21 protein-coding genes are annotated in these 22,915 nt (G+C 63.7%); 11 read left to right on the forward strand and 10 right to left on the reverse strand.

All coding sequences use genetic code 11. The annotated features are described in order from the left end of the window. The first annotated feature begins 205 nt into the window (after positions 1 to 205). The 10 genes from AB4097_RS11795 to AB4097_RS11840 all read left to right on the forward strand — a co-directional run bounded on the left by AB4097_RS11795 (position 206) and on the right by AB4097_RS11840 (position 12,334). Positions 206 to 2,653 (forward strand): cadherin domain-containing protein, encoded by a 2,448-nt coding sequence (locus tag AB4097_RS11795; RefSeq protein WP_442039669.1) that lies wholly within the window; start codon positions 206 to 208, stop codon positions 2,651 to 2,653. 152 nt (positions 2,654 to 2,805) lie between these two features. Further along, on the forward strand, positions 2,806 to 4,032 hold the full coding sequence (locus AB4097_RS11800) for a phosphopentomutase (RefSeq protein WP_442039671.1): 1,227 nt from the start codon (positions 2,806 to 2,808) through the stop codon (positions 4,030 to 4,032). A 7-nt stretch (positions 4,033 to 4,039) separates the two neighbouring features. Then, positions 4,040 to 4,657 carry a hypothetical protein gene (locus AB4097_RS11805; protein WP_442039673.1) on the forward strand — a complete coding sequence of 206 codons (618 nt, stop codon included), beginning with the start codon at positions 4,040 to 4,042 and terminating at the stop codon, positions 4,655 to 4,657. Between the two features lie 165 nt (positions 4,658 to 4,822). Next, a complete protein-coding gene (locus tag AB4097_RS11810; RefSeq protein WP_442039675.1) occupies positions 4,823 to 6,085 on the forward strand; it encodes a GTP cyclohydrolase II in 1,263 nt (420 codons plus the stop codon). Between the two features lie 101 nt (positions 6,086 to 6,186). Next, positions 6,187 to 7,440 carry a URC4/urg3 family protein gene (locus AB4097_RS11815; protein ID WP_442039677.1) on the forward strand — a complete coding sequence of 418 codons (1,254 nt, stop codon included), beginning with the start codon at positions 6,187 to 6,189 and terminating at the stop codon, positions 7,438 to 7,440. A gap of 230 nt (positions 7,441 to 7,670) precedes the next feature. Then, on the forward strand, positions 7,671 to 8,300 hold the full coding sequence (upp, locus tag AB4097_RS11820; protein ID WP_442039679.1) for a uracil phosphoribosyltransferase: 630 nt from the start codon (positions 7,671 to 7,673) through the stop codon (positions 8,298 to 8,300). A gap of 15 nt (positions 8,301 to 8,315) precedes the next feature. Further along, positions 8,316 to 9,218 carry a 2-dehydro-3-deoxygalactonokinase gene (locus AB4097_RS11825; protein WP_442039681.1) on the forward strand — a complete coding sequence of 301 codons (903 nt, stop codon included), beginning with the start codon at positions 8,316 to 8,318 and terminating at the stop codon, positions 9,216 to 9,218. 58 nt (positions 9,219 to 9,276) lie between these two features. Then, entirely contained in the window at positions 9,277 to 10,659 is a 1,383-nt protein-coding gene (locus AB4097_RS11830) for a leucyl aminopeptidase family protein (protein ID WP_442039683.1), read from the forward strand. A gap of 62 nt (positions 10,660 to 10,721) precedes the next feature. Beyond that, positions 10,722 to 11,570, forward strand: coding sequence for a C40 family peptidase (locus AB4097_RS11835; RefSeq protein ID WP_442039685.1), 849 nt, complete (start codon positions 10,722 to 10,724; stop codon positions 11,568 to 11,570). Continuing rightward, a complete protein-coding gene (locus AB4097_RS11840; RefSeq protein ID WP_442039687.1) occupies positions 11,570 to 12,334 on the forward strand; it encodes a sulfite exporter TauE/SafE family protein in 765 nt (254 codons plus the stop codon). Before AB4097_RS11835 ends, AB4097_RS11840 begins: the two co-directional genes overlap by 1 nt. A gap of 12 nt (positions 12,335 to 12,346) precedes the next feature. Here the strand turns inward: AB4097_RS11840 and AB4097_RS11845 are convergent, their stop codons facing one another. The 10 genes from AB4097_RS11845 to AB4097_RS11890 form a co-directional block, all read right to left on the reverse strand. After that, the gene (locus AB4097_RS11845) at positions 12,347 to 13,288 is read right to left on the reverse strand and encodes a 2-hydroxyacid dehydrogenase (RefSeq protein WP_442039689.1); all 942 of its coding nucleotides are present in this window, start codon (positions 13,286 to 13,288) and stop codon (positions 12,347 to 12,349) included. Next, positions 13,285 to 14,607, reverse strand: coding sequence for a thymidine phosphorylase (gene deoA / locus AB4097_RS11850; RefSeq protein ID WP_442039691.1), 1,323 nt, complete (start codon positions 14,605 to 14,607; stop codon positions 13,285 to 13,287). The genes AB4097_RS11845 and deoA overlap by 4 nt, the downstream gene beginning before the upstream one ends. Before the next feature lies 1 nt (position 14,608). Next, positions 14,609 to 15,370 (reverse strand): deoxyribose-phosphate aldolase, encoded by a 762-nt coding sequence (deoC, locus tag AB4097_RS11855; protein WP_442039693.1) that lies wholly within the window; start codon positions 15,368 to 15,370, stop codon positions 14,609 to 14,611. After that, complete coding sequence (locus AB4097_RS11860) at positions 15,363 to 16,184, reverse strand: purine-nucleoside phosphorylase (protein ID WP_442039695.1); 822 nt, start codon at positions 16,182 to 16,184, stop codon at positions 15,363 to 15,365. Before AB4097_RS11860 ends, deoC begins: the two co-directional genes overlap by 8 nt. A gap of 59 nt (positions 16,185 to 16,243) precedes the next feature. Beyond that, the gene (cdd, locus tag AB4097_RS11865) at positions 16,244 to 16,648 is read right to left on the reverse strand and encodes a cytidine deaminase (RefSeq protein WP_442039697.1); all 405 of its coding nucleotides are present in this window, start codon (positions 16,646 to 16,648) and stop codon (positions 16,244 to 16,246) included. A gap of 2 nt (positions 16,649 to 16,650) precedes the next feature. After that, positions 16,651 to 17,556, reverse strand: a complete 906-nt coding sequence (locus tag AB4097_RS11870; protein WP_442039699.1) for an ABC transporter permease — start codon at positions 17,554 to 17,556, stop codon at positions 16,651 to 16,653. A 3-nt stretch (positions 17,557 to 17,559) separates the two neighbouring features. Then, a complete protein-coding gene (locus AB4097_RS11875; protein ID WP_442039701.1) occupies positions 17,560 to 18,663 on the reverse strand; it encodes an ABC transporter permease in 1,104 nt (367 codons plus the stop codon). Further along, positions 18,660 to 19,094 carry a VOC family protein gene (locus AB4097_RS11880; protein WP_442039711.1) on the reverse strand — a complete coding sequence of 145 codons (435 nt, stop codon included), beginning with the start codon at positions 19,092 to 19,094 and terminating at the stop codon, positions 18,660 to 18,662. The genes AB4097_RS11875 and AB4097_RS11880 overlap by 4 nt, the downstream gene beginning before the upstream one ends. Further along, positions 19,094 to 20,617, reverse strand: a complete 1,524-nt coding sequence (locus AB4097_RS11885; RefSeq protein WP_442039703.1) for an ABC transporter ATP-binding protein — start codon at positions 20,615 to 20,617, stop codon at positions 19,094 to 19,096. Before AB4097_RS11885 ends, AB4097_RS11880 begins: the two co-directional genes overlap by 1 nt. A gap of 124 nt (positions 20,618 to 20,741) precedes the next feature. Then, the gene (locus AB4097_RS11890) at positions 20,742 to 21,746 is read right to left on the reverse strand and encodes a BMP family lipoprotein (protein WP_442039705.1); all 1,005 of its coding nucleotides are present in this window, start codon (positions 21,744 to 21,746) and stop codon (positions 20,742 to 20,744) included. Between the two features lie 153 nt (positions 21,747 to 21,899). Between AB4097_RS11890 and AB4097_RS11895 the strand changes: the two genes are divergently transcribed. After that, a complete protein-coding gene (locus AB4097_RS11895) occupies positions 21,900 to 22,676 on the forward strand; it encodes a HesA/MoeB/ThiF family protein (RefSeq protein WP_442039707.1) in 777 nt (258 codons plus the stop codon). Positions 22,677 to 22,915: the final 239 nt, after the last annotated feature.

A 22,915-nucleotide genomic window follows, 5' to 3' on the forward strand; every position in this document is an offset into this window, starting at 1 on the left:
CGAGGAATGCCTAGGCTGCGTTCAGGACCTCATAATTCAGAATCTATCGCTGAGGAAACTTTTCGGCCCCTCCCGTCGTCGCCTTACCAAAAGGTAGCCAAATACCATTTCACACCATTTCTATTGTGGCTTGACGCCTACTTTACCAAACAATATATCGTTTGATATACCTTGAAACTATATTTCAAAGCTAGAGGGGCACTTCATGACATACTCAACCTTAGCGGCGCCGGACAACATCGGCATTGTGGTCGGTGAAGCCGATCCCAGCACATCCATTAATATTGCCGAGAACGGCGAAGCGGGCCGGGTCATCGGAGAACTCGTGTTCGAGAACTTTGAAGCCGATCACACCTACAGCTTCTCCTTCGTGGATCCGGTGAGCGACGATGAGGTCGAAGTTCCCTTCGAGGTCGTCGCAGGTACGGGCGACGATGCCGGCAAGTTCTTCTTCAAGCTCAAGGACGGTGAATTCCTCGACTTCGAGGCAGCGGCACTCCCCGCTTTCTCGATCAAGATCGCCACCGTCGGCAGCGCCTCCATGCAGCCGATCACCGTCACCATCGACAACGTGGCCGAGGCTCCGACCGCCATTGTGGTGGGCAATGGAACCACGCTGACGATCACCGAGAATGCTGCTGCGATCGCGGATCTCGGCGCCATCAGTCACCAGGACGGCATCGCCGGCGATTACACTTACACGCTAGTTCCGGCATGGGGCGAAAGCAATCCGTACCAATTGGCCCTTGAAGAACTGTTCGCGATCGTCGACGGTCACCTGGTGCAGCTCGCGCCCTTCGACCACGAGGCCTTTCCGAACGGCATCTTCACCTTCAAGATCAGGGCAGAGATCGACGGCGTGGCCGATACGGCCTACGAGGAGCTGATCACCGTCACGGTCGCCAACGTGGTGGAGGCTCCGACCGAAGTTGCAGTGGATGGCCAGACCGCTCTGACGATCACCGAGAATGCCGATCCGGATGAAAGCCTCGGCACCATCGGTCACATGGGCGGTGATGAAGGTGTCTACACCTACACGCTGGTGGCAGCGGATGGCGAAGGCAACCCGGATGCGGATGCTCTTGCCGCACTGTTCGAGATCGACGCGGCGGGCCATCTGGTGCAGCTGGCTCCGCTCGACCGCGAGGCCTATCCGGACGGCACCTTCACCTTCAAGATCAAAGCCCAGCTCGGCGAAGATACCGATACAGCCTTCGAGCAGGAGATCACCGTCACGGTCGCCAACGTCAACGAAGCTCCAACGGCCATCGACTTCGGCACCACGGGCAACGTGACCGCCTCGGTGGACAACGATGCTTCGCTTCACGACGTAATCGCGACGTTGCGCACGATCGACCAGGATGTGGGCGATACCCACACCTACATGATCGTGACCGGCGACGGCGAAGACGATGCGGTAGTGAACAGCGCCTTCACCATCGAGGACGGCAAGCTCGTCGTGGGGGATGCAACGGCTTTGGCATGGCTTGACGGTGCTCAGACGATCTGGATCAAGTCGACCGACTCGGGCCAAGCGTCCGTCTGGCAGCAGGTGACCGTCAACGTCCAGGAGCCGGTGAACCACGCTCCGACGGCGGTGAAGGTGAAGATCGGTGAGGCTGCCGCCGCCACCACGATCACCGTTGCCGAACTCGGTGGTGCGGGTCGAGAGATCGGCACTCTCTCGGCGGATGACCAGGATCAGGATCAGACCCATACCTATGCGATTGTCGATCAGAACTCGCCGTTCGAGATCGTCGAGGGAGAGAATGGCGCCAAGGTCCTGAAACTGAAGGCGAACGTGGTCCTGGATCGCGAGGCTTATGCCAACGGCACCTTTACCTTGCACATCAAGGTGACCGATAACGGCAATCCGGCGGAGACCTTCACGCAGGCGATCACCGTCAATGTCGGCGATGAGAACGAAGCTCCGACGGGTATCACCCTCTCCAAGACAACCATCGCCGAGAACGCCGCTGCCGGTACGGAGATCGGCGTCCTGGCCGCCATGGATCCGGATTTCGGCGACAGCTTCACCTTCTCGCTCTCCGACAATGCCGGCGGCGCATTCAAGCTCGAGAACGGCAAGATCGTGGTGGCCGATGCCTCCAAGCTCGATTACGAGACGGCCGCTTCGCACAAGATCAAGGTGAAGGTCACGGATGCCGGCGGCCTCTTCTTCGAGAAGGAGATCATGATCGGCGTCACCGACGTCGCCGAGAGTATCGGCGGGGCCAAGAAGAACGACAAGCTCGTCGGCGGCATCGGTGCCGACATCCTGGACGGCAAAGCCGGCAAGGATACGCTGACCGGCGGCCTCGGCAAGGATGCGTTCGTGTTCAGCACGAAGCTCGGCAAGTCGAACGTCGACAAGATCACCGACTTCAAGCTGGGCGAGGATATGATCTACCTCGACAATGCCGTCTTCAAGAAGCTCGGCAAAGCCGGTTCCATGGCGAGCCCGGCAATGCTCAAGAAGGCGAACTTCGTCCTGGGCTCCAAGGCCAAGGACAAGAATGACTACGTGGGCTACGACTCGAAGAAGGGCGTGCTCTGGTACGACTCCAACGGTTCGGCAGCCGGCGGGCAGGAGACGATCGCGACGCTCTCCAAGAAGCTGAAGATGACCTTCGATCACTTCTTCATCGTCTAAATCCAAAGCAACCGCAATCCGAGCCCCGGCGGGAAACCGCCGGGGCATTTCCGTTTAAGGACTATCCACGCGCGGTCCGTCAAACGACCTGTCGCCTCCGTGGCATTGATCGCCTATAACCACTGCCCTGGTCTCATGCCCGGAGGGAATTCATGCCTCGCGCTCTACTCATCGTTCTCGATTCCGTCGGCATCGGCGGGGCGGAGGATGCGGCGGCCTATGGGGACGCCGGAGCCGATACGGTCGGGCACATCGCCGAGGCCTGCGCGGCGGGCCGGGGCGATCAGGCCGGTCTGCGCCGGGGACCGCTCGACCTGCCGCACATGACGGCGCTCGGCCTCGGCCTTGCTTGCGAGGCCTCGACGGGGCGCTTGCCGCCGAACTTGGGCCCAAGGGGTGAGCTGAAAGGCGCCTGGGGCTATGGCGTCGAGACCTCCAAGGGCAAGGATACGCCCTCGGGCCATTGGGAGATCGCGGGCGTTCCGGTCACCTTCGACTGGGGCTATTTCCCCGACACCATTCCGTCCTTTCCGGCGCAGCTGACGGCGGCGCTCGTGGAGCGCGGCAACCTTCCCGGCATTCTCGGCGACAAGCATGCCTCGGGCACCGTCGTCATCGACGAGTTCGGCGCCGAGCACATGCGCAGCTGCAAGCCGATCGTCTACACGTCGGTCGACAGCGTGCTGCAGATCGCAGCCCATGAGGAAACCTTCGGGCTGGAGCGTCTCTACGAGCTCTGCCGGATCGGTCGCGAACTCTGCGACGCGTACAAGATCGGCCGCGTGATCGCCCGCCCCTTCGTCGGCTCACCGGATACAGGCTTCAAGCGCACCGGCAACCGCAAGGATTTCGCCACGCCGCCGCCCGCCGACACCATCCTCGACACGCTGGCGAAAGCGGGCCGCTCCGTGGTCACCGTCGGCAAGATCGGCGACATCTTCGCCCATCGCTCGACAGGCCGGGAGATCAAGCCGAACGGCAACGATGCCTGCCTGTCCGACGCCATCGCGGCATTGAAGGAGCTACCCGATGGCGGCTTCGTCTTCGCCAACCTGGTGGATTTCGACAGCGAGTTCGGCCATCGCCGCGACATTCCGGGCTACGCCGCCGCCCTCGAGGCCTTCGACCGGCGCATCCCGGAGATCGAGGCTGCTCTTCAGGACGGCGACCTCGTCATCATCACCGCCGACCACGGCAATGATCCCTCCTGGCGCGGCTCCGACCACACCCGCGAGCACGTGCCGATCCTGAGCTTCGGGCAAGGTGTTGCGCAGGGAGCCATCGGGCGGCGGGAGAGCTTTGCCGATATTGGCGATACGATATTGCATCACCTTAAGATTGCAGACTACAATCGTGGGAATTCTTGGCTACCGGATTGATTTCTGAATGAAAACGACTGTCCTGTTTTCGGCTTTTGTGACTGCGTTCCTCTTAGCGGCATCCCATTCTCAAGCGGCAACGCAACGTGAGTGTCTCAAAGCTATCGAACTGACAAAGCGGTTCGAACAGGACAGTCGGAAAGCTCATGCAGTCTATCAACAAGAGCGGTCAGAAATTTCGAAATGCGCGTTTCTCAGCAAATCCAGAAAGCATCTGACTCAGGCTGAGAAAACGGCGGATATATGCCAAGCTTATGAGCCAGATTTAACTGGCGAAATGAAGACAGAGCTTGTTGCGGGTCTGAAGGCTCTCGATTCCCCAAATAACACGTGCAACACGAAATCGAGGACCGATTTATTGGCTGAGAAGCGGTGCACGGACGCACAAAAGTCCCTCCGCGCAAAGAATGAAACTTTTCAGAAAGCGGTCGACTTACATAACAGCGACAAAAACAATCAAACCCTATGTACATTGCTGAAAGTATCTCTCGAATACTTCAGTGAAGGGGAAAGAGAACAGAGGCTCTGCGAGGCTGTCGTCAAGACCGGCGAGCCCTCTAAGGTACCTGAAATTCAGGGCTGGATCCAGAAGATCAAAGCGAGGCAGAAAGAATTTTGCAAATAATTTCAGCTGTTTAATCGAATCTCATCCACTTTTCTACTGCAGCTTATTGCGGCCTTCTAGGCCATTGACGGCACCGAAACTTTGGATCAGTCTTCCATGGATCGTATGGAGGCTCTCCGGCGATCGGTCGAGGGAGTCTTCCCGTTATTGCGTGGAAGATTGTTCATGAGCTCGCCTAACCGCTCGACCCATATCCGGCTCACCTCCCACCCCGAGCCGAACGCAGGCACCATCAAGCATCCTATCAGATGGGGAGCACAGGATCCCCAGGAGCGCGGCCCGATCATCGGCACCGTCACCAATCCGGCCGACCGCAACGTGATCGGCGCCCATGGCGGTTCCTATTCTCTGTACCGGGCCCTCGCCATCTCGGCCCGCGCCCTCAACCCCCTGGCGCGGCCGGATCTCCACAACACGCACCCGACCGCCGAGATAGGGCCGCATCCGCAATGGTACGAGTCCGGCAGGATCGTGTCCCTCGATCCCTGGGGCCATCTGGTCGGCGAGATCTACAAGGACGAGATCGCCGGCGGCCTCGACATCCGGCCCAGCATCGCGGTCACCAAGGCGCGCCTCAACATGCCCGAGATCCTGGGTGCCATGGGGGCGAAGCGTCTCAAGGCCGATGGCGGCTTCCTGCATGAATCGGGCGACATCTCGGTCACGAAGATTGCAGTCGATCCCGTCTGGTACCTGCCGGGCATCGCGCAACGCTTCGGCTGCTCCGAGGGCGAGTTGCGTCGCACCCTGTTCGAGCAGACCGGGGGCATGTTCCCGGAACTCGTCACCCGCCCCGACATGAACGTCTTCCTGCCGCCCATCGGCAACACCACGGTCTATGTGGTGGGCGACGTCTCGCGCCTGAGCGACCCTAAGACCCGCATCGCCTGCCGCGTCCACGACGAGTGCAACGGCTCCGACGTGTTCGGCTCCGATATCTGCACCTGCCGACCATACCTCGTGCATGGCATCGAGGAATGCGTCCGGGAGGCGCAAGCCGGCGGCGTCGGCGTAATCGCCTATAACCGCAAGGAAGGCCGGGCTCTGGGCGAGGTGACCAAGTTCCTCGTCTACAATGCCCGAAAGCGGCAGGAGGGCGGCGATCAGGCCGCCACCTATTTCGAGCGCACCGAATGCGTGGCCGGGGTGCAGGATGCACGCTTCCAGCAGCTCATGCCGGACGTGCTGCATTGGCTCGGCATCCGCCGCATCGACCGGCTCATGTCCATGTCCAACATGAAATACGACGCCATCACCGGCTCCGGCATCGAGGTGGTGGAGCGCGTGCCGATTCCGGCCGAGCTCGTGCCGCCGGATGCGCAGGTGGAGCTGGAAGCCAAGAAGGCTGCCGGCTACTACACGCCGGACGGCGCGCCCGATCCGGCCGAGCTGACGCAGGTGAAGGGCCGCGACCTGGAGCGGTTCTGACGCTTGGCTTTTAACCTTCTCGTCAAACGGCCGGGCGCCGGGATGCTGCGCTCGGCCGATACTATGCTATCGCTCTCGACAGGAAAGCAGCGGAGCCTTGCGTGACGGACCAGCCTGAATTGTCTTCCGAGACCAAAGCCGCCCGAAGCCTGCTGACTGCCGCGGCAGTGCGCGAACGGTCGCACCAACTCCTGCAGGCCGGGCTTGAGGGCCGCCTCCGGCATTTCACGGTCGATCTCGACCGCCTGGAGGCTTGCGCCGACGAGGTCGTGAAGACGATCCGCGAGGCTTATCCGTCGCTCGACATCCCCTTCCATGCCCGCTGGCGCCATTTCTCCGCCGGCGGCCACGACCGCTGGGACGCGGTGATGCACGGCGCGCCCTGGGACACCGCCGCCGACATGGCCCGAGCCGCCTTCGATCTCGCCATCGTGTCCGTCCTGCTCGATGCGGGCGCGGGGGCGCAGTGGCGCTACGAGGAAGGCCGCACGGGCGAAACCTATATCCGGTCCGAAGGCCTGGCTGTCGCAAGCTTCGACATGTTCGTCAGCGGCGCCTTTTCCAGCAACCCGGAGAATCCGTTCCGGGTCGACGCCGACGTGCTGATGACGCTCGCGCCCGAGGATCTGGCCGAAGGCTTCCAGGTTTCAGCCAACAATCCGCTCGTCGGTCTCGAGGGCCGCGCGGCCCTGCTCAACCGTCTCGGCCGCGTCGTCGCGACGAATCCCGACATTTTCGGTCAGGTCGACGATCCCCGCCCGGGCGGTCTCGTCGACATCATCGCCGCGACCGCGGAGGACGGGAATATCAAGGCGACCGCGATCCTGGACGCGCTCCTCACCCATCTCGGGCCTATCTGGCCGGGCCGCATCACGCTCGGCGGCATCGATCTAGGCGACACCTGGCGCCATCCCCTTGTCGACGCGCCGGACGTCACGAAGGGGTTGATCCCCTTCCACAAGCTCTCCCAGTGGCTCTCCTATTCCCTGATCGAGCCGCTCGAATGGGCGGGCTTCACCGTGACCGACATCGACGGTCTCACCGGCCTTCCCGAATATCGCAATGGCGGGCTGTTTCTCGACACCGGCGTGATCGTCCTGAAGGATCCGGCGGATGCAACCCGCTCCCACACGGTCGATTCAGAGCTCGTCGTGGAATGGCGCGCCTTGACCGTGGCCCTTCTCGACCGCATTGCCGAACCGATCCGCACGAAGCTAGGATTCGCCGCGGAGGATTTCCCTCTCGCCAAGGTGCTGGAAGGCGGCACCTGGGCGACGGGACGCAGGCTCGCGAAGGAGAAGCGCGGCGACGGCCAGCCCCCTCTCAACGTGATCAGCGACGGGACGGTGTTCTAGAGCATTTTTCTGTGAAGTGGATCCGGTTCACCGTCAAAAAATGCGGCACGACGAAGAAGAGGGCTGATTCCACGTCAGTGGAAACAGCTCTAGAGCATCGAACGCAAAGGTGGGAACCGGTTTTGCGTGTAAAGATGCGCGAAACCAAAACCTTGAAGCATCGGATGGCTTCGCATTCACGTCCGATGCTTTAGATGAATCAGCATACGACGATCAAAGAGGATAAAAACATGCAGGGCGTCACGGTGGTCGATCATCCGCTGGTTCAGCACAAGCTGACCCTGATGCGGGACAAGGAGCGTTCGACGAAGGGCTTCCGCCAGCTCCTCAACGAGATCGGCATGCTGCTCTGCTACGAGGTCACCCGCGACCTGCCCATGGAGCGCATCGAGATCGAGACTCCGATGACCAGGATGGAAGGCGCGCAGATCGCCGGCAAGAAGCTCGTTTTCGCCCCTATCCTGCGCGCGGGCGTCGGCTTCCTCGACGGGATGCTCACGCTGGTTCCCGCAGCCCGCGTCGCCCATATCGGTCTCTACCGTGATCCGGAATCGCTCCAGGCCGTCGAATATTATTTCAAGGCCCCGTCCGATCTCGCCGATCGTATGGTGCTGGTGCTCGACCCGATGCTGGCGACCGCGAACTCGGCCGTCGCGGCCATCGACCGGCTGAAGGAGCGCGGCGCCAAGGACCTGCGCTTCGTCTGCCTGCTTGCCGCCCCCGAGGGCATCGAGAAGCTGCGCGGCGCGCACCCCGACGTGCATATCTGGACCGCTTCCATCGACGAGCGCCTCAACGACCACGGCTATATCGTGCCGGGACTGGGCGATGCCGGCGACCGCATGTACGGAACGCGTTAATCAGGGATCATCGCCTTGCGCTTCATCGTCGCCGATTGGGGAACGACCCGCTTTCGTGGCTATCTGATCGAGAACGAGACCATCCTCGACCAGGTCTCGTCGGATGAGGGCGTGTCGGCCCTGAAAAAGGGCCAGCATCGCGATGTGTTCCTGCGCCAGTGCGGACATTGGCTGAAGGCGGAGCCGGACGCTCCGGTTCTTCTCGTCGGCATGGTGGGAAGCCGCGAGGGCTGGGTCGAGGCGCCCTATGCCGTCTGCCCCGCGGGTCCGGCCGAAATCGCCCGGGCGCTCGCTCCCGTGGACCTGGAGAACGGCCACAAGGGCTACATCATTCCCGGCCTGTTCTGCGAACCCGCGCCCGGCGCCGCCGACGTGATGCGCGGCGAGGAGACGCTGGTTCTCGGCGCCGGTATCGAGAACGGGCTGATCTGCTCGGCCGGCACGCATCCGAAATGGATCGAGATGAAGAACGGGCGCATCGAGCGCTTCGCCACCTACATGACCGGCGAGATGTACGCGCTCTTGCGCGAGCATTCCATGATCGGCCGCCCGGCCACCGAACCGGAAGACCCGAAGGGCTTCGATCTCGGCCTCGATGCTGCGGACCGCAACAGCGGCGGGAACCGGGTCGGTCTGCTGCATCTCCTGTTCAGCGCCCGCGCATCCGTGGTCTCGGGCCGGATGAACAGCAATCTGCTCGCGCCCTACCTCTCCGGTCTGCTGACGGGCGACGAGATCAACGGCGCGCTGTCGCAGTTCGGCCGCCCCTCCTCCATCACCATCTTGGCCGCACCGGAGCGCGCGGAACTCTACATCCACGCCCTCAAGCGCCACGGCATCGAGGCGAGGACGAAGGATATGCAGCAGGCCCTGATCGCAGGTCTCGCGCGCATCGTGCGCGAGCATGCGATCGGTTGATGTGCATGACATCAACCTGTTAAACGCTCCCAATTCTTCCACCGTTAGGTCAAAGCCGATGCCCCATCCTCTCCTCGCCTCCGCGAACGATGCCTCGAAGCCGATCTGGCTCGTGACCGAGCAGACATGGCCGGACATCGCAGAACGGCTCCCGCAACTGGCGCAGGGCTTCGCGAAGGCGCAGGGCTTCGAGGGCAAGGCCGGGAGCCATTGCCTGCTGCCGGATGCCGATGGCGGCCTCATGGGCGTCGTCTTCGGCCTCAACGGGGCGGATGCAAGGCACAACGATCCATTCCTCGTCGGAAAGCTTCCGACCCTCCTGCCGGACGGCGTCTATCGTTTCGAGACGGATGCGCCGGACCCGACGCTCGCCACGCTCGCCTGGCTGCTCGGCAGCTACGGCTTCAGCCGTTACCGCACACGCCGCGAAAAATCCGTTCGCCTCGTGACGCCGAAGGGCGTCGATGCCGAGGAAGTCTCGCACATCGCGAACGCAGTCGCGACGAGCCGCGATCTCGTCAACACGCCGACCAACGATCTCGGTCCCGACAGCATCGAGGCGGCGGCGCGCCAGCTCGCGGAGAAGCACGGCGCTTCCTTCACCAGCATCGTCGGCGACGATCTGCTCAAGCAGAACTTTCCGATGATCCATGCGGTCGGCCGTGCATCGGCCATTCCGCCGCGTCTCATCGATTTTACCTGGGGCAAGGCGGATGCGCCGCGCGTCACGCTCGTCGGCAAGGGCGTCGCCTTCGATACCGGCGGCCTCGACATCAAGCCCGCCTCGTCCATGCTGCTCATGCGCAAGGACATGGGCGGGGCGGCAGCGACCCTCGCGCTCGCCTCCATGATCATGGACGCGAAGCTTCCCGTGCGCCTGCGCGTGCTCATTCCCGCCGTCGAGAACTCCATCTCCAGCAACGCCTTCCGTCCCGGCGACATTCTGCCGAGCCGCAAGGGCATCAGCGTCGAGATCGGCAACACGGACGCGGAGGGCCGGCTGATCCTGGCCGATGCCCTGGCGCTGGCGGACGAGGAGAGCCCGGACCTGCTCGTCGATTTCGCGACCCTCACGGGCGCGGCCCGCGTGGCGCTCGGCCCCGAGCTGCCGCCCTTCTACACCGATGACGATGCGCTCGCCGCCGACATCGCCCGCCACGGCTTGAGCGTGAACGACCCCGTGTGGCGCATGCCGCTCTGGGCGCCCTATCAGAGCCAGCTCGATTCCAAGTTCGCCGACATGAACAACACCGGCGGGCCGATGGGCGGGTCGATCACCGCGGCCCTGTTCCTGCGCCGCTTCGTGTCGGCCGCCAAAGCCCATGTGCATTTCGACATCTTCGCCTGGAACAGCTCGACCAAGCCGGGACGCCCCGAAGGCGGCGAGGTTCAGGCGGCGCGCGCGATGTATGCTCTCCTCAAGGAACGCTACGGCTCCTAAGCCGGTAGCATTATTGCGTCCAAGAGATTAGGAAACGGCATGAATGTTCAGGAGCTGCCCCGATGAGTTTCGACCGCCGCATCACGCCCTTCCGTGAGGATCTCGCCGATGAGCGCCTGCGCGGGCAGGTCACTGCCGATCGCTTCACGGCCGGCACGGTCAAGCGCGTCGTCGCGACCTTCTCGCCCTTGCACCGCCACCCATCCCGCGAAGCGCCGGTGGACACGCAGGCGATCTTCGGGGAAAGCGTGACCGTCTACGACGAGCACGAAGGCTGGGCCTGGGTACAGCTCCACCATGACGGCTATGTGGGCTATCTGCCGAGCGAGGCTCTCGGCGAGGCGGGTCTGGCGCCGACCCACAAGGTCTGCGCCGTCCGCACCTTCGTCTATCCGGGTCCCAACCTGAAGCTTCCTTTCCAGGATTACCTGACGCTGAACTCCAAGGTCGCCGTCACGGAAACGGAAGGCAATTACGCGCGCCTCGCCACCGGCGGCTGGGTCTTCGCCGCGCACCTGAGCGACCTCGACGTCTTCGAGACCGATTACGTGGGCGTGGCCGAACGCTTCCTGCACACGCCCTATCTCTGGGGCGGCAAGACGAGCCTCGGCATCGACTGCTCGGGGCTGGCCCAGACCGTTCTGACCGCCGCCGGCATCAAGGCCCCGCGCGACAGCGACATGCAGGAGCGTGAGCTCGGCACGGCCGTCGAAATAAAGCCCGATCTGAGCGGCCTCAGGCGCGGCGACCTCGTGTTCTGGAAGGGCCATGTGGGCCTGATGATGGACGAGACGAACTTCATCCACGCCACCGGCCACAGCATGACCGTGATGATCGAGCCGTTGTCGACTGCCGAAGAGCGCATCCGCCGGACGAGCTACGGGCCGATCAGTTCGATCAAGCATCTTTGATGGTCTTTCCTGATTTCTCTCTCCTTCTGATCGTCGCGCTCGGCGTCTTCGTCATCGCCTTCATAAAGGGAGCATTTGGCGGTGGTCTCGCCATCATCGGCATTCCGGTCTTGTCGCTCGTGATGGATCCCATCACCGCAGGTGCGCTGCTGGCACCTCTTTTCGTGCTGATGGACGTGGTCGCGCTCTATTTTTGGCGCCCCAAGACTTGGTCGAGAATCGACCTATTCCTGCTTCTTCCAAGCCTCGCCTGCGGCACGGCTCTCGGCTTCATGTTACTGAAAGTGACAGACCGAAACGCCGTCGCCATTCTCATCGCACTAATCACTTTAGCCTTTACGACTCTGTGGTTTCGTGGCGGAGGTCAAGTCGTGCAGCAGCCCCGCTCCAAGGTGAAAGCGGTGCTCGCCGGAACTACCTCGGGCATCACATCGATGATGGCGCATTCAGGGGGCCCGCCCGTCGCAATGTATCTTCTGCCGCTTGGCCTCCCCAAGGCGGTTTATGCCGGCACGACCAGCAGCTTCTTTGCCGCCGGCAACCTGATGAAGGCTCTGCCATGGCTGGCGCTCGCTCAGCCCACCTCCGAACTCTGGAGCCTGATGCTGCTCTGCCTGCCCTTCATTCCATTTGGCGTATGGGCCGGCTTTCAGTTGCATGAGCGGCTCGACCAGAAGCAGCTGTATCGTATCTGCTACAGTCTGCTTGCCGTGACAGCTCTCAAGCTGTTGTGGGATGGGTTGAAGGGATATGGGGTGGTTTGACACCCCATAGCCTCAATACCCGCGCTTCTTATCCACCACGTTCTCGAACGTCTCCCCGGCCTCATGGCGGCGGATCTGCTGCGCGATGTAGCGTGCTGTCGCTTCCGGTTCGCTCGTCGCGGAATTGTGCGGGGTGATCGTCACGCGCGGGTGCGTCCAGAGCGGTGAACTCTCCGGCAGAGGCTCGGTCTCGAACACGTCGAGTGTTGCGGCCGTCAAGGTTCCGTCGTCGAGACAGGCAAGAATATCGGCTTCCACCTGCAGCTTGCCGCGTCCCGCATTGATCAGGATCGGTCCGCCGAGCCTGCTGTCGCGCGCGAGTTTTTCGAACAGGGAGCGGTTGAGAATGCCCTTCGTCTCGGACGTGAGCGGCACGAGGACAATGAGGATGTCGGTGCGGTTGAGGAAGGACGTCAGGCCCTCTTCGCCCGCATAGATCTCAAAATCCTCGACGGATTTCGGCGTGCGGCTCCAGCCGGCCACGTCGAAGCCCATCACCTTGAGCTTGCGCGCCGCATCCTGACCGAGCACGCCGAAACCCATGATGCCGACACGCAGATCCCCGGCAATCGGCGGAGCACGATCGGGGTTCCAGCGCTTGGCCTTCTGGTCCTCGTCGAAGCGGCGCTGCTCGCGCAGATACATGAGGCAGTGCAGCACCATGTATTCGCTCATGCGATGGGTCAGGTCGTCCTGCGCCACGCGCACGATGGGCACATCCGGCAGGTCCGGATAACTCATCAGGTGATCGACGCCTGCGCCGAGCGAGAAGATCGCTCGAAGGTTGGGCAGGCCGGACAGGCTCCCGGGCTTCGGCCCCCAGGTCGCAACGTAGCGAACGGCGCTCCGGTCGAAATCCTCGCCCAGCACGATGATGTCCCGGTCAGGCAGATGCCGGGTGAAGCGCTCGACCCAGGGCTGCGCCTCCCAGGTGACGGCAACGAGAAGGCTCATGCAGTTGCTCCGATCCGTTCCAGGATGGCGGGTCCGGGAGCGGCCTTGCCGTCACCGATGGTGTAGGCGGCGCGAACGGCGCGTGCCGCCGCCTCTGCGGCCTCCTCGCTGCGCGCATGCACCATGGCGAGCGGACGCGAGGCATCGACGGCCTCGCCGATGGCCGCGAGTTCCGTCAGGCCTACCGCATGGTCGATCGGATCCTGCGGCCGGGTGCGGCCGCCGCCGAGGGCAACGACGGCAACGCCGATACCACGCGCGGCGACCTTCTGTACGGTCCCGGAGCGCTCGGCGTGAATGGCGCGCACGACGGGAGCCGCCTGCAGGTGCGTCTTGTGCCTTTCCAGGAAATCGCCTGGGCCACCCAGCGCCGTGACCATGCGCTGAAAAACCTCGGCCGCCTTGCCGGAAGCAATCGCATGCTCGATTTTTTCGCGCGCATCCTCGATGGTCGCGGCGAGCTTGCCGAGCAGCAGCATCTCGGCGGAGAGTTCCACCGTCACCGCATGGAAGCGCTTTTCGCGGCGGCGGCCCGTCAGGTAATCGACCGCATAGGCCATCTCGACCGCGTTGCCGGCGGCGGAAGCCAGGGACTCGTTCATGTCGGTGAGAAGCGCGCTCGTGGGCAGGCCTGCTCCGTTGGCAACGAGCACCAGACTCTCGGCGAGCTTTCGCGCATCCTCGGCATTGTCCATGAAGGCGCCGGAGCCGAACTTCACGTCCATCACGAGGCCCTGCAGCCCGGCGGCCAGTTTCTTCGAGAGAATGGACGCGGTGATGAGATCGATGGATTCCACCGTCGCCGTCACATCGCGGATGGCGTAGAGGCGTTTGTCCGCCGGTGCGAGATCGGCCGTCTGGCCGATGATGGCGCAGCCCACTTCGCGCGTGACGCGCCGGAACGTGTCGATATCGGGCTGCGTCACATAGCCGGGAATGGAATCGAACTTGTCGAGAGTGCCGCCCGTATGGCCGAGGCCCCGACCGGAGATCATCGGCACGTAGCCGCCGCAGGCCGCGACGGCAGGACCGAGCGCGAGACTGACCGTATCGCCGACGCCGCCGGTCGAGTGCTTGTCGAGCACCGGACCCGGCAGATCCCAGGTGAGCACCGTGCCGGAATTCATCATCGCGCGCGTGAGCGCCACGCGCTCCGGCACGGAGAGGCCCCGGAAGAAGATGGCCATGGCGAAGGATGCCGCCTGGCCCTCGGTGACCCGGCCCGCCGTGAGGCCTTGGATGAAGTGCTCGATATGCTCAGGATCGAGGGTGCCGCCATCGCGCTTGTGGCGGATGATTTCCTGCGGAAGAAGCGTCATGTCAATATGTTCCGGTGGCCGCCGTTCCGGCCCGTCCTTCGATGGCGGCGATGAGCGTGTCGTAGACGCTGCTCGCCCCTATGCGGAATGTCCGCGGCGTCGCCCAACCCGGCCCCATAATGCGGTCCGCGAGATCGAGATAGATCTTCGCGTCGGCCACGGTGCGGATGCCGCCGGAGGGCTTGAGGCCGACGGGCTTGCCGGAAGCCTTGATGGCATTGAGCATGATCTCAGCGGCCTCGGGCGTCGCCGAAACCGGCGTCTTGCCGGTCGAGGTCTTGATGAAGTCCGCGCCCGCGTCGATGGCGAGACGGCTTGCCGCCTCGATCAGCTTCGGATCCTTCAGCTCGCCCGTTTCCAGGATGACCTTGAGCAGACGCCCCTGATCGACGAGGTCGCGCACGGCCTCCACCATCTCGGAGGCAACGGCAACATCGCCCCGGCGCAAAGCCTCATAGGGCAGCACGAGATCGATCTCGTTGGCGCCGTCGGAGAGCGCCTCCTGCGTGTCGTCCATGACGCGGCTCACATCCTCGCCACCGGCGGGAAAGTTCACCACTGTGGCGATGCGCACGGGCGAGCCCCGGAGATTCTCCTGCGACCGTTTCACGAATTGCGGCCACACGCACACGGCAGCCACCGGCCCGCGCGGGTCGAGCGCTTTCTTGCAGAGCGCGTCGATGGCCTGATCATTGCAGGTCTCATTGAGGTCGGTGAGATCGAGACTGCGCAGGGCGCGAGTCGCTATTTGCGCATCAGACATGGGACAGCTCCGCAACGAAGGACCGGATGAGACGCTTGAACTTCTCTGAAGCTTCCGCCGCCGTGTCCTTGGTTTCCTGATGCGAGGGCGAAGCGCCTTCGATTCCCGCCGCGAGGTTCGTGACGACCGAGATGGCAGCGACCTTCAGGCCGTAGTAGCGCGCGAGGATCACCTCCGGCACCGTGGACATACCGACGAGATCGCCGCCCAGAATCTGCACCATCTTGATCTCCGCCGGCGTTTCGAAGCTCGGGCCGGACAGCCAGGCATAGATGCCTTCGGGCAGCACGATGCCGCTGTTCTTCGCGGCACGCTGCAGCACTTGGCGCAGATCCGCGTCATAGGCATTGGTGAGCGAGACGAAGCGGCCTTCCGTGTGATCGCGCAGCAGCGGATTGCCGCCCGAGAGATTGAGGTGATCGCTGATCGCCACGAGGCTTCCGGGGCGGATGTCCGCACGCACGGAGCCTGCCGCGTTGGTGGCGACCAGCACCGGAATGCCGAGTTCCTTCACGAAAGCGACAGGCAGGCGCATCGCCCCCGCATCGCCCGTCTCGTAATAATGCGCGCGTCCCTGGAACAGCAGCACCCGCTTGCCTTCGAGCGTGCCGGCGACGAGCTTGCCCGCATGGCCGGAAACGCCGCTTTTCGGGAAGTGCGGGATCTCCGCATAAGGCAGGCTCACCGCATCGGTGACCTCGTCGACGAGAGTGCCGAGCCCCGTGCCGAGCACGAAAGCCGCATCGAAATGGCCGTCGAAGCCACGGGCGCGCACGAACGCGGCCGCCTCTTGAATCATCTGGTGCATCGTCATCGTTTCAGGCCCGAACCACGGGCCTTCCTCTCATTGTCGCAGTCGATCCCGGACCGAACTCAACGATCCGTCAAGTTGTCCGGCCCGAAGGAAAAGGGCAACAGCTCGTCGAGCGTGAAGCGTTTACGGATCCCCTCGGGACCCGCGATGTGAATGGGCGTATCGGGAGCGGCGAATTCGCGGATGCGCTGGCGGCAGCCGCCGCAGGGGGTGACGAGGTGCTCGCCTTCGCCCATCACGACGATTGCCGCGATGCGGCTCTCGCCGGCCGCGATCATGGCCGATATGGCGCTCGCTTCCGCGCAGGAGCCGACCGGGTAGGCCGCATTCTCCACGTTGCAACCGGTGAAGATCCTGCCGCCAGGCGTGGCGATGGCAGCGCCGACCTTGAAGCGCGAATAAGGCGCGTAGGCCTTGGCCTGGATCGCCTTGGCGGCCTCGAACAGGGTGTCCAACGATGCCATGCTCAGCGCTCCTTCACATAGGGTACGCCCGCAGCCCGCGGCGGGATCGCCTTGCCGATGACGCCTGCGAGCAGGATGACGGTCATGAGATAGGGCAGAGCCTGGATGGCCTGAACCGGCACCTCGCCGATACCCGGCAGGGAAATGCCCTGCAGCCGGATGGCGACGGCGTCGAGCAGCCCGAAGAGGATGCAGGCGCCGAGAGCCGGCCACGCCCGCCACTTGGCAAAGATGAGCGCGGCGAGCGCGATGAAGCCCTTGCCGGCCGTCATGTTGTTCAAAAAGCCCGCCGACTGCCCGACGGAGAGATAGGTTCCGCCGATACCGCAGAGAACGCCTCCGATGATGACGGCGGTGTAGCGCAGGCCCGTGACCGAGATACCCGCCGTATCGACAGCGGCCGGGTTCTCACCGACGGCGCGCAGGCGAAGGCCGAAGCGGGTGCGCCCCAGCACGAACCAGGTGAGCGGCACGGCGAGCAGCACAACATAGACCAGTGCCGAATGGCCGAAAAGCACATCACCGAAGCGCTGATCTCCCTCCAGCGGCGGCGTGCGTCCGCCCTGGTTGTACCAGGCATTGCCCACGATGGCGGTGAGTCCGGCGGCCAGCATATTGATGGCGACGCCGGACACGATCTGGTTGCCGCGCTGGCTGATGGACGCGAAACCATGGATGAGGCCGAAAACCACCGATGCTCCGATGCCGGCGATCAGGCCGATCCAGGCCGAGCCGAAGGCATAGGCTGCCGCTGCGGCCGCGAAGGCCGCCACCAGCATCTTGCCTTCGAGGCCGATATCCACGACGCCGGAGCGTTCGGACCAGAGCCCGGCCAGACAGGCGGCGAGAAGCGGAATCGAGAGCCGCAGGGCCGAGTCGAAGATCGCGACGAGATTGCCGGGTTCCATGGCTCAGGCCCTCGCCAGTTTCTGGCGCGCGAACAGGTGCGCCACGGCGCGCCGGAACAATCCGTCGAGGGCACCCGCGAACAGGATGATGATGCCGCCGATCACCACCACCATGTCACGGGTGATGGCCGGCTGCTCGAAGGCCAGCTCCGCGCCGCCCTGATAGAGAATGCCGAAGAGGAGCGAGGCCAGGATGATGCCAACCGGGTGCGCGCGCCCCATGAGCGCCACCGCGATGCCGACGAAGCCGTAGCCGGAGGTGAATTCGAGCAGCAGGCGGTGCTGATAGCCCATGAGTTCATTGACCGCGAGGCCACCCGCCAACGCGCCGGAGATGACCATCGCGATGATGATGATGCGCGCGGGCGAGATGCCCGCATAGACCGCCGCCGTGGGATTGGAACCGACGACGCGGATCGCGTAGCCCAGGCGCGAGCGGTAGATGAGAAGCCACACGAAATAGGATGCCGCCAGGGCCAGTACCAGCGTGAGGTTGAGCTGCGAGGCTGGGATCTCGATGCCGAAGGCGGCGAAGACGTCATGCATGAAGGGAATGTTCGCTGCTTCCGGGAAGGCGCGCGTTTCCGGGTTCATCGATTGCGGCTCGCGCAGCACGTTCACGAGCAGATAGACGATCAGCACGCTGGCGAGCCAATTGAACATGATCGTCGTGATGACGATGTGACTGCCGCGCTTCGCCTGGAGATAACCGGGAACCGCCGCCCAGGCAGCGCCGAAAGCGGCCGCTCCCAGAATGCCAAGCGGGATCAGCAGGAAGCCCGGCAGGAAGGTCAGGTTGTTGAGAACGAGCGCGATGCCAAGGCCCGCAAGGGTTGCCTGCCCTTCGCCGCCGATATTGAACAGCCCGGCGTGATAAGCAACCGCGACCGCCAGCCCGACGAAGATGAAGTCGGTCATGTAGAACAGGGTGAAGCCGAGCCCCTCCCCGGTGCCGAGGCTGCCCTGGATCAGGTAGCGCGTCGCCGAGAGCGGATTTTCGCCGATGCCGAGCACAACGAGACCGGCGACGAGAAAAGCCGCCACCACGGAGATGGCGGGCACGAGAACCGTGTCGGCCCATTTGGGCAGGTCGAGAGGAGCACTCACGTCTGAGAATCCGGCAGGAACATGTGACCCTGCTCATCAAGAGGAAAAAACGGGTTCCAGGCCACTTCCCAGAGATGCCCGTCGGGATCGGCGAAGTAACCCGAATAGCCGCCCCAGAATACATCGTGCAGCGGCTTGACGGGACGCGCGCCGGCCTTCACGGCCAACGCATAGACCTCGTCGGCCTCCTCCTTGGAGCGCGCGTTGTAGGCGAGCGTGATGGCAGTAAAGCCGGTGGGCGTGTCCTCGACGCCTGCATCCTTTGCAAGGTCGGCGCGGCCGAACAGACCAAGCGCCAAGCCGTTCGCCTGGAAGAAGGCGACGCTGGGTTGGCTCGCAGAAGACGCCTTCCAGCCCCAGGCCTCGTAGAAGGCGCGGGACTTCGCGAGATCGGCGACACCGAGTGTAACGAGGGTCAGTCGTGGTTGCATCATGCGGCCTCGTCCGTCACGCCGGCCATGAGCAGACCGAGGTCCTGCTCGTTGGTCTCGGAAGCCTTGCGCTCGCCGGTGATCCTGCCGCCGCACATGGTGAGGATGCGGTCGGAGAGATTCATGATCTCGTCGAGTTCCACCGAGACGAGCAGGATGGCGACGCCCGCGTCGCGCAAGGCGATCAGGCGACGGTGAATGAACTCGATCGCCCCGATATCGACGCCGCGCGTCGGCTGGCCGACGAGCAGCACCTTAGGGTTACGCTCGATCTCGCGCGCCAGCACGATCTTCTGCTGGTTGCCTCCGGAAAATTTCGAGGACTTCAGCCGCGGCGCAGGCGGACGCACATCGTATTGCTCCATCTTCCTCTCGAGATCCGCAACGAGGCGGTCATGGTCGAGGATCGGACCGCGGCCGAGCCGAGGCTCGTCGCTGAAGCCGAGGATGGCGCTCTCGAAAGCCGGAAAGGCGGGAACGAGCCCCATGCGCAGCCGGTCCTCCGGCACGTGCAGCAGGCCGAGCTGGCGCATGCGATGCGGGTTATGCTCCGAGGACGGAATATCCCGTCCCTCGAGCCGGATCGAGCCGAGCGCCGGCTGGCGCATGCCGGCGATGGCTTCCAGCAATTCGCTCTGGCCGTTGCCGGCGACGCCCGCGATGCCGACGATCTCGCCCGCGCGAACCGTGAAGGACGCGTTCGCCACGCGCACCACGCCGCGGGAATCGATGACCGTCAGATCGCCGATTTCGAGCAGCGGCGCACCGGGCGTCTTTTCCGCCTTCTCGACGCGCAGGAGCACGCGGCGTCCCACCATCAGCTCCGCCAACTCCGGCGGCGAGGTGTCGGCGGTCTCGACGCTCGCCACCATCTCGCCGCGCCGCATGACGGAAACGCGGTCGGTGATCGCCATGATCTCGCGCAGCTTGTGCGTGATGAGGATGACGGTCTTGCCCTGCTCCTTGAGCGAGCGGAGCAGCTCGAACAGCGCATCGGCTTCCGCCGGCGTGAGCACGGCGGTGGGTTCGTCGAGAATGAGGATATCCGCGCCGCGATAGAGGGCCTTCAGAATCTCAACGCGCTGCTGCAGGCCAACGGACAGGTCGCCCACAATGGCGTCCACGTCGATCTCCAGACCGTAATCCCTGGCGAGCCGCGCGAGTTCGGCCCGCGCCTTGGCCTCGCCCGCGCGCAGCATGGCGCCGCCCTCGGCGCCGAGCATCACGTTGTCGACGACGCTCAGGGGCTCGACCAGCATGAAGTGCTGGTGAACCATGCCGATCCCGGCATGGATGGCATCATTGGGAGACCGGATGGAGATAGCTTTACCGTTGACGCGGACCTCGCCGGAATCCGCCTCGTAGAAGCCGTACAGGATCGACATGAGGGTCGACTTGCCCGCGCCGTTCTCGCCGACGATGCCGTGGATGGTGCCGCGCTCCACGCTCAGGTTCACGTCCTTATTGGCGTGAACGGCGCCGAAGCTCTTGTTGATGGCAATGAGTTCAATGGCGGGGGACATCGGCCTCAAATTGTCTGCCGGCGATTACGAAAACGAGAGCCGGATCTTATCGGAAAAACAAAACTCGGTCGAAAAAGATTCGGCCGCAGGCCTTTGCGGGTCTGCGGCCAAAACATGCTTCATCTTACATCGGGCACTTGGAATCCGACATGTAGTCATGCACCTGGATGGAGCCGGACTTGATGCCTTCGGCGGCCTTGTCGACGGCAGCCTTCATGTCGGGGGTGATCAGAGACTTGTTGTTGTCGTCGAGCGCCCAGGCCACGCCGTCTTCCTTGAGGCCGAGAACCTGAAGACCGCCCTTGAACGAGCCCTTCTTGGCCTGGTCGAAGACATTGTAGGTCGCCACGTCCACGCGCTTGACCATGGAGGTCAGGACCTTGCCGGGATGCAGGGCATTCTGGTTCGAGTCGACGCCGATGCCGAGCTTGCCCGCATCGGCAGTGGCGCGCAGCACGCCCACGCCCGTGCCGCCGGCCGCATGATAAATCACGTCGGCGCCGCGATCGATCTGGCTCTTGGCGAGCTCGCCGCCCTTCACCGGATCGTTCCACGCCGCACCCGTGGTGCCGGTCATGTTCTGGAACACCTCGGCGTCCTTCTTGGCGTATTTCACGCCCTGGGCGTAGCCGCAGGCGAACTTGCGGATGAGCGGGATGTCCATGCCGCCCACGAAGCCGACCTTGCCGGACTTGGAGGCCTGGGCCGCCAGGAGGCCGACCAGGAACGAGCCCTCGTGCTCCTTGAACACGATCGATTCCACGTTCGGCTTCTCGACGACGGCGTCGATGATGGCGAACTGCGTCTTCGGGAACTCCTCGGCGACCTTCTTCAGAGCTGTTTCCTGGGAAAAGCCGACGGCCACGATGGGCGAGAAACCGTCACGGGCAAAGCGGCGCAGGGCCTGCTCGCGCTGGGCGTCGTTCTGCGGCTCGAAATCGCGGTAATCGGTGCCGGTGTCCTTCTTGAACTTCTCGGCGCCCGTATGAACGCCCTCGTTGAAGGATTTGTCGAATTTGCCGCCGAGATCGTACACGACCGCGGGCTTGAAGGCCGCCTGCTGCGCGAAGGCAGCCGAGGCGGAGAAGGCGAGGCCCGCGAGTGCGAGGCCGAACTTGGTTACTGTCATCGGCTTTGTTCCCTGTTAGACGCCGGCTTGGTGCCGGTTGCCCCATGACGATGGCATGGCAAGGGTCACAACGCCAAGGCCCCTGTCAAGACAGCATGTTATTTCCCTTCAAGGAATGGTTGATAGCTAAACCCATTCCCGTAAGGTCATGACATGGCTCTCACATCCGACGAAATCGACCGCTATGCCCGCCACCTCGTTCTGCGCGACGTGGGCGGGCCGGGACAGCTGAAACTGAAGGCCGCTCGCGTGCTCGTGATTGGGGCTGGCGGCTTGGGCGCTCCCTTGATCCAGTACCTCGCCGCAGCCGGGATCGGCACAATCGGCATCGTCGATGACGACGCGGTGAGCCTCTCCAACCTGCAGCGGCAGGTGATCCATTCCACGCCGGATGTCGGCCGACCCAAGGCGGAGAGCGCGGCGGAGGCGGTCGGGCGCCTCAACCCGCATGTGACGGTCGAGCCCTGTCTGACCCGGCTCACGCCCGACAACGCCCGGGACCTGATCGGCCGCTACGATATCGTGGCCGACGGATCGGACAATTTCGACACCCGCTATGCGGTGTCGGATGCCTGCTTTTTCGAGAAGAAGCCCCTGGTGACGGCGGCTCTGGGCCAGTTCGACGGCTCTCTCACCACGATCCGGGCTCATGAGAACGGCCCCGACGGCCGGCCGAACCCCACCTATCGCTGCCTCTTCCCGTCCCCGCCTCCAGCCGGCGCGATCCCGACCTGCGCGGAGGCCGGCATCCTCGGAGCACTGGCCGGAATCATGGGTAGCCTGATGGCCTTGGAGGTGATCCGGGAGATCATCGGCTTCGGCGAGAGCCTCGTGGGGCGCCTGCTGATGGTCGATGCGCGGGCGATGCGATTCGATACGGTCAGCTACGGGTGGGATGAGGGAAACCCGTTGAGTGGCACCCGCGTCTGATCACTCGACCAATGCCCTCGATAAACCCCACCACGTCATCACCGGCCTTGTGCCGGTGATCTCGCTTCTGGAGAGCGCCGCGCCTTTCCTATCGGGATGGCCGGGACAAGCAACTGTCGTTTAGGGGTATCGGAAGAGCGTGTCGTCCCGGGTGATGGCGTTGAGGATGGTGATGAACTTTCGCATGGTGGCCACGATGGCGAGTTTGAAGGGCTTCCCGGCGGCTCTGAGGCGCTGAT

Origin of the sequence: Microvirga sp. 2MCAF35, from assembly GCF_052115545.1 — a bacterium.
GTDB lineage: Bacteria > Pseudomonadota > Alphaproteobacteria > Rhizobiales > Beijerinckiaceae > Microvirga.

What these genes read in the sequence shown, in the direction of transcription:
- cdd (WP_442039697.1), bottom strand. Translation starts at nt 16,648, where the DNA reads ATGGCATCGTTGGACACCCTGTTCGAGGCCGCCAAGGCGATCCAGGCC.
- deoA (WP_442039691.1), bottom strand. Translation starts at nt 14,607, where the DNA reads ATGACGCTTCTTCCGCAGGAAATCATCCGCCACAAGCGCGATGGCGGC.
- upp (WP_442039679.1), top strand. Translation starts at nt 7,671, where the DNA reads ATGCAGGGCGTCACGGTGGTCGATCATCCGCTGGTTCAGCACAAGCTG.
- AB4097_RS11830 (WP_442039683.1), top strand. Translation starts at nt 9,277, where the DNA reads ATGCCCCATCCTCTCCTCGCCTCCGCGAACGATGCCTCGAAGCCGATC.
- AB4097_RS11880 (WP_442039711.1), bottom strand. Translation starts at nt 19,094, where the DNA reads ATGCAACCACGACTGACCCTCGTTACACTCGGTGTCGCCGATCTCGCG.
- AB4097_RS11810 (WP_442039675.1), top strand. Translation starts at nt 4,823, where the DNA reads ATGAGCTCGCCTAACCGCTCGACCCATATCCGGCTCACCTCCCACCCC.
- AB4097_RS11835 (WP_442039685.1), top strand. Translation starts at nt 10,722, where the DNA reads ATGAGTTTCGACCGCCGCATCACGCCCTTCCGTGAGGATCTCGCCGAT.
- AB4097_RS11885 (WP_442039703.1), bottom strand. Translation starts at nt 20,617, where the DNA reads ATGTCCCCCGCCATTGAACTCATTGCCATCAACAAGAGCTTCGGCGCC.
- deoC (WP_442039693.1), bottom strand. Translation starts at nt 15,370, where the DNA reads ATGTCTGATGCGCAAATAGCGACTCGCGCCCTGCGCAGTCTCGATCTC.
- AB4097_RS11870 (WP_442039699.1), bottom strand. Translation starts at nt 17,556, where the DNA reads ATGGAACCCGGCAATCTCGTCGCGATCTTCGACTCGGCCCTGCGGCTC.
- AB4097_RS11840 (WP_442039687.1), top strand. Translation starts at nt 11,570, where the DNA reads ATGGTCTTTCCTGATTTCTCTCTCCTTCTGATCGTCGCGCTCGGCGTC.
- AB4097_RS11800 (WP_442039671.1), top strand. Translation starts at nt 2,806, where the DNA reads ATGCCTCGCGCTCTACTCATCGTTCTCGATTCCGTCGGCATCGGCGGG.
- AB4097_RS11890 (WP_442039705.1), bottom strand. Translation starts at nt 21,746, where the DNA reads ATGACAGTAACCAAGTTCGGCCTCGCACTCGCGGGCCTCGCCTTCTCC.
- AB4097_RS11895 (WP_442039707.1), top strand. Translation starts at nt 21,900, where the DNA reads ATGGCTCTCACATCCGACGAAATCGACCGCTATGCCCGCCACCTCGTT.
- AB4097_RS11860 (WP_442039695.1), bottom strand. Translation starts at nt 16,184, where the DNA reads ATGACGATGCACCAGATGATTCAAGAGGCGGCCGCGTTCGTGCGCGCC.
- AB4097_RS11845 (WP_442039689.1), bottom strand. Translation starts at nt 13,288, where the DNA reads ATGAGCCTTCTCGTTGCCGTCACCTGGGAGGCGCAGCCCTGGGTCGAG.
- AB4097_RS11805 (WP_442039673.1), top strand. Translation starts at nt 4,040, where the DNA reads ATGAAAACGACTGTCCTGTTTTCGGCTTTTGTGACTGCGTTCCTCTTA.
- AB4097_RS11795 (WP_442039669.1), top strand. Translation starts at nt 206, where the DNA reads ATGACATACTCAACCTTAGCGGCGCCGGACAACATCGGCATTGTGGTC.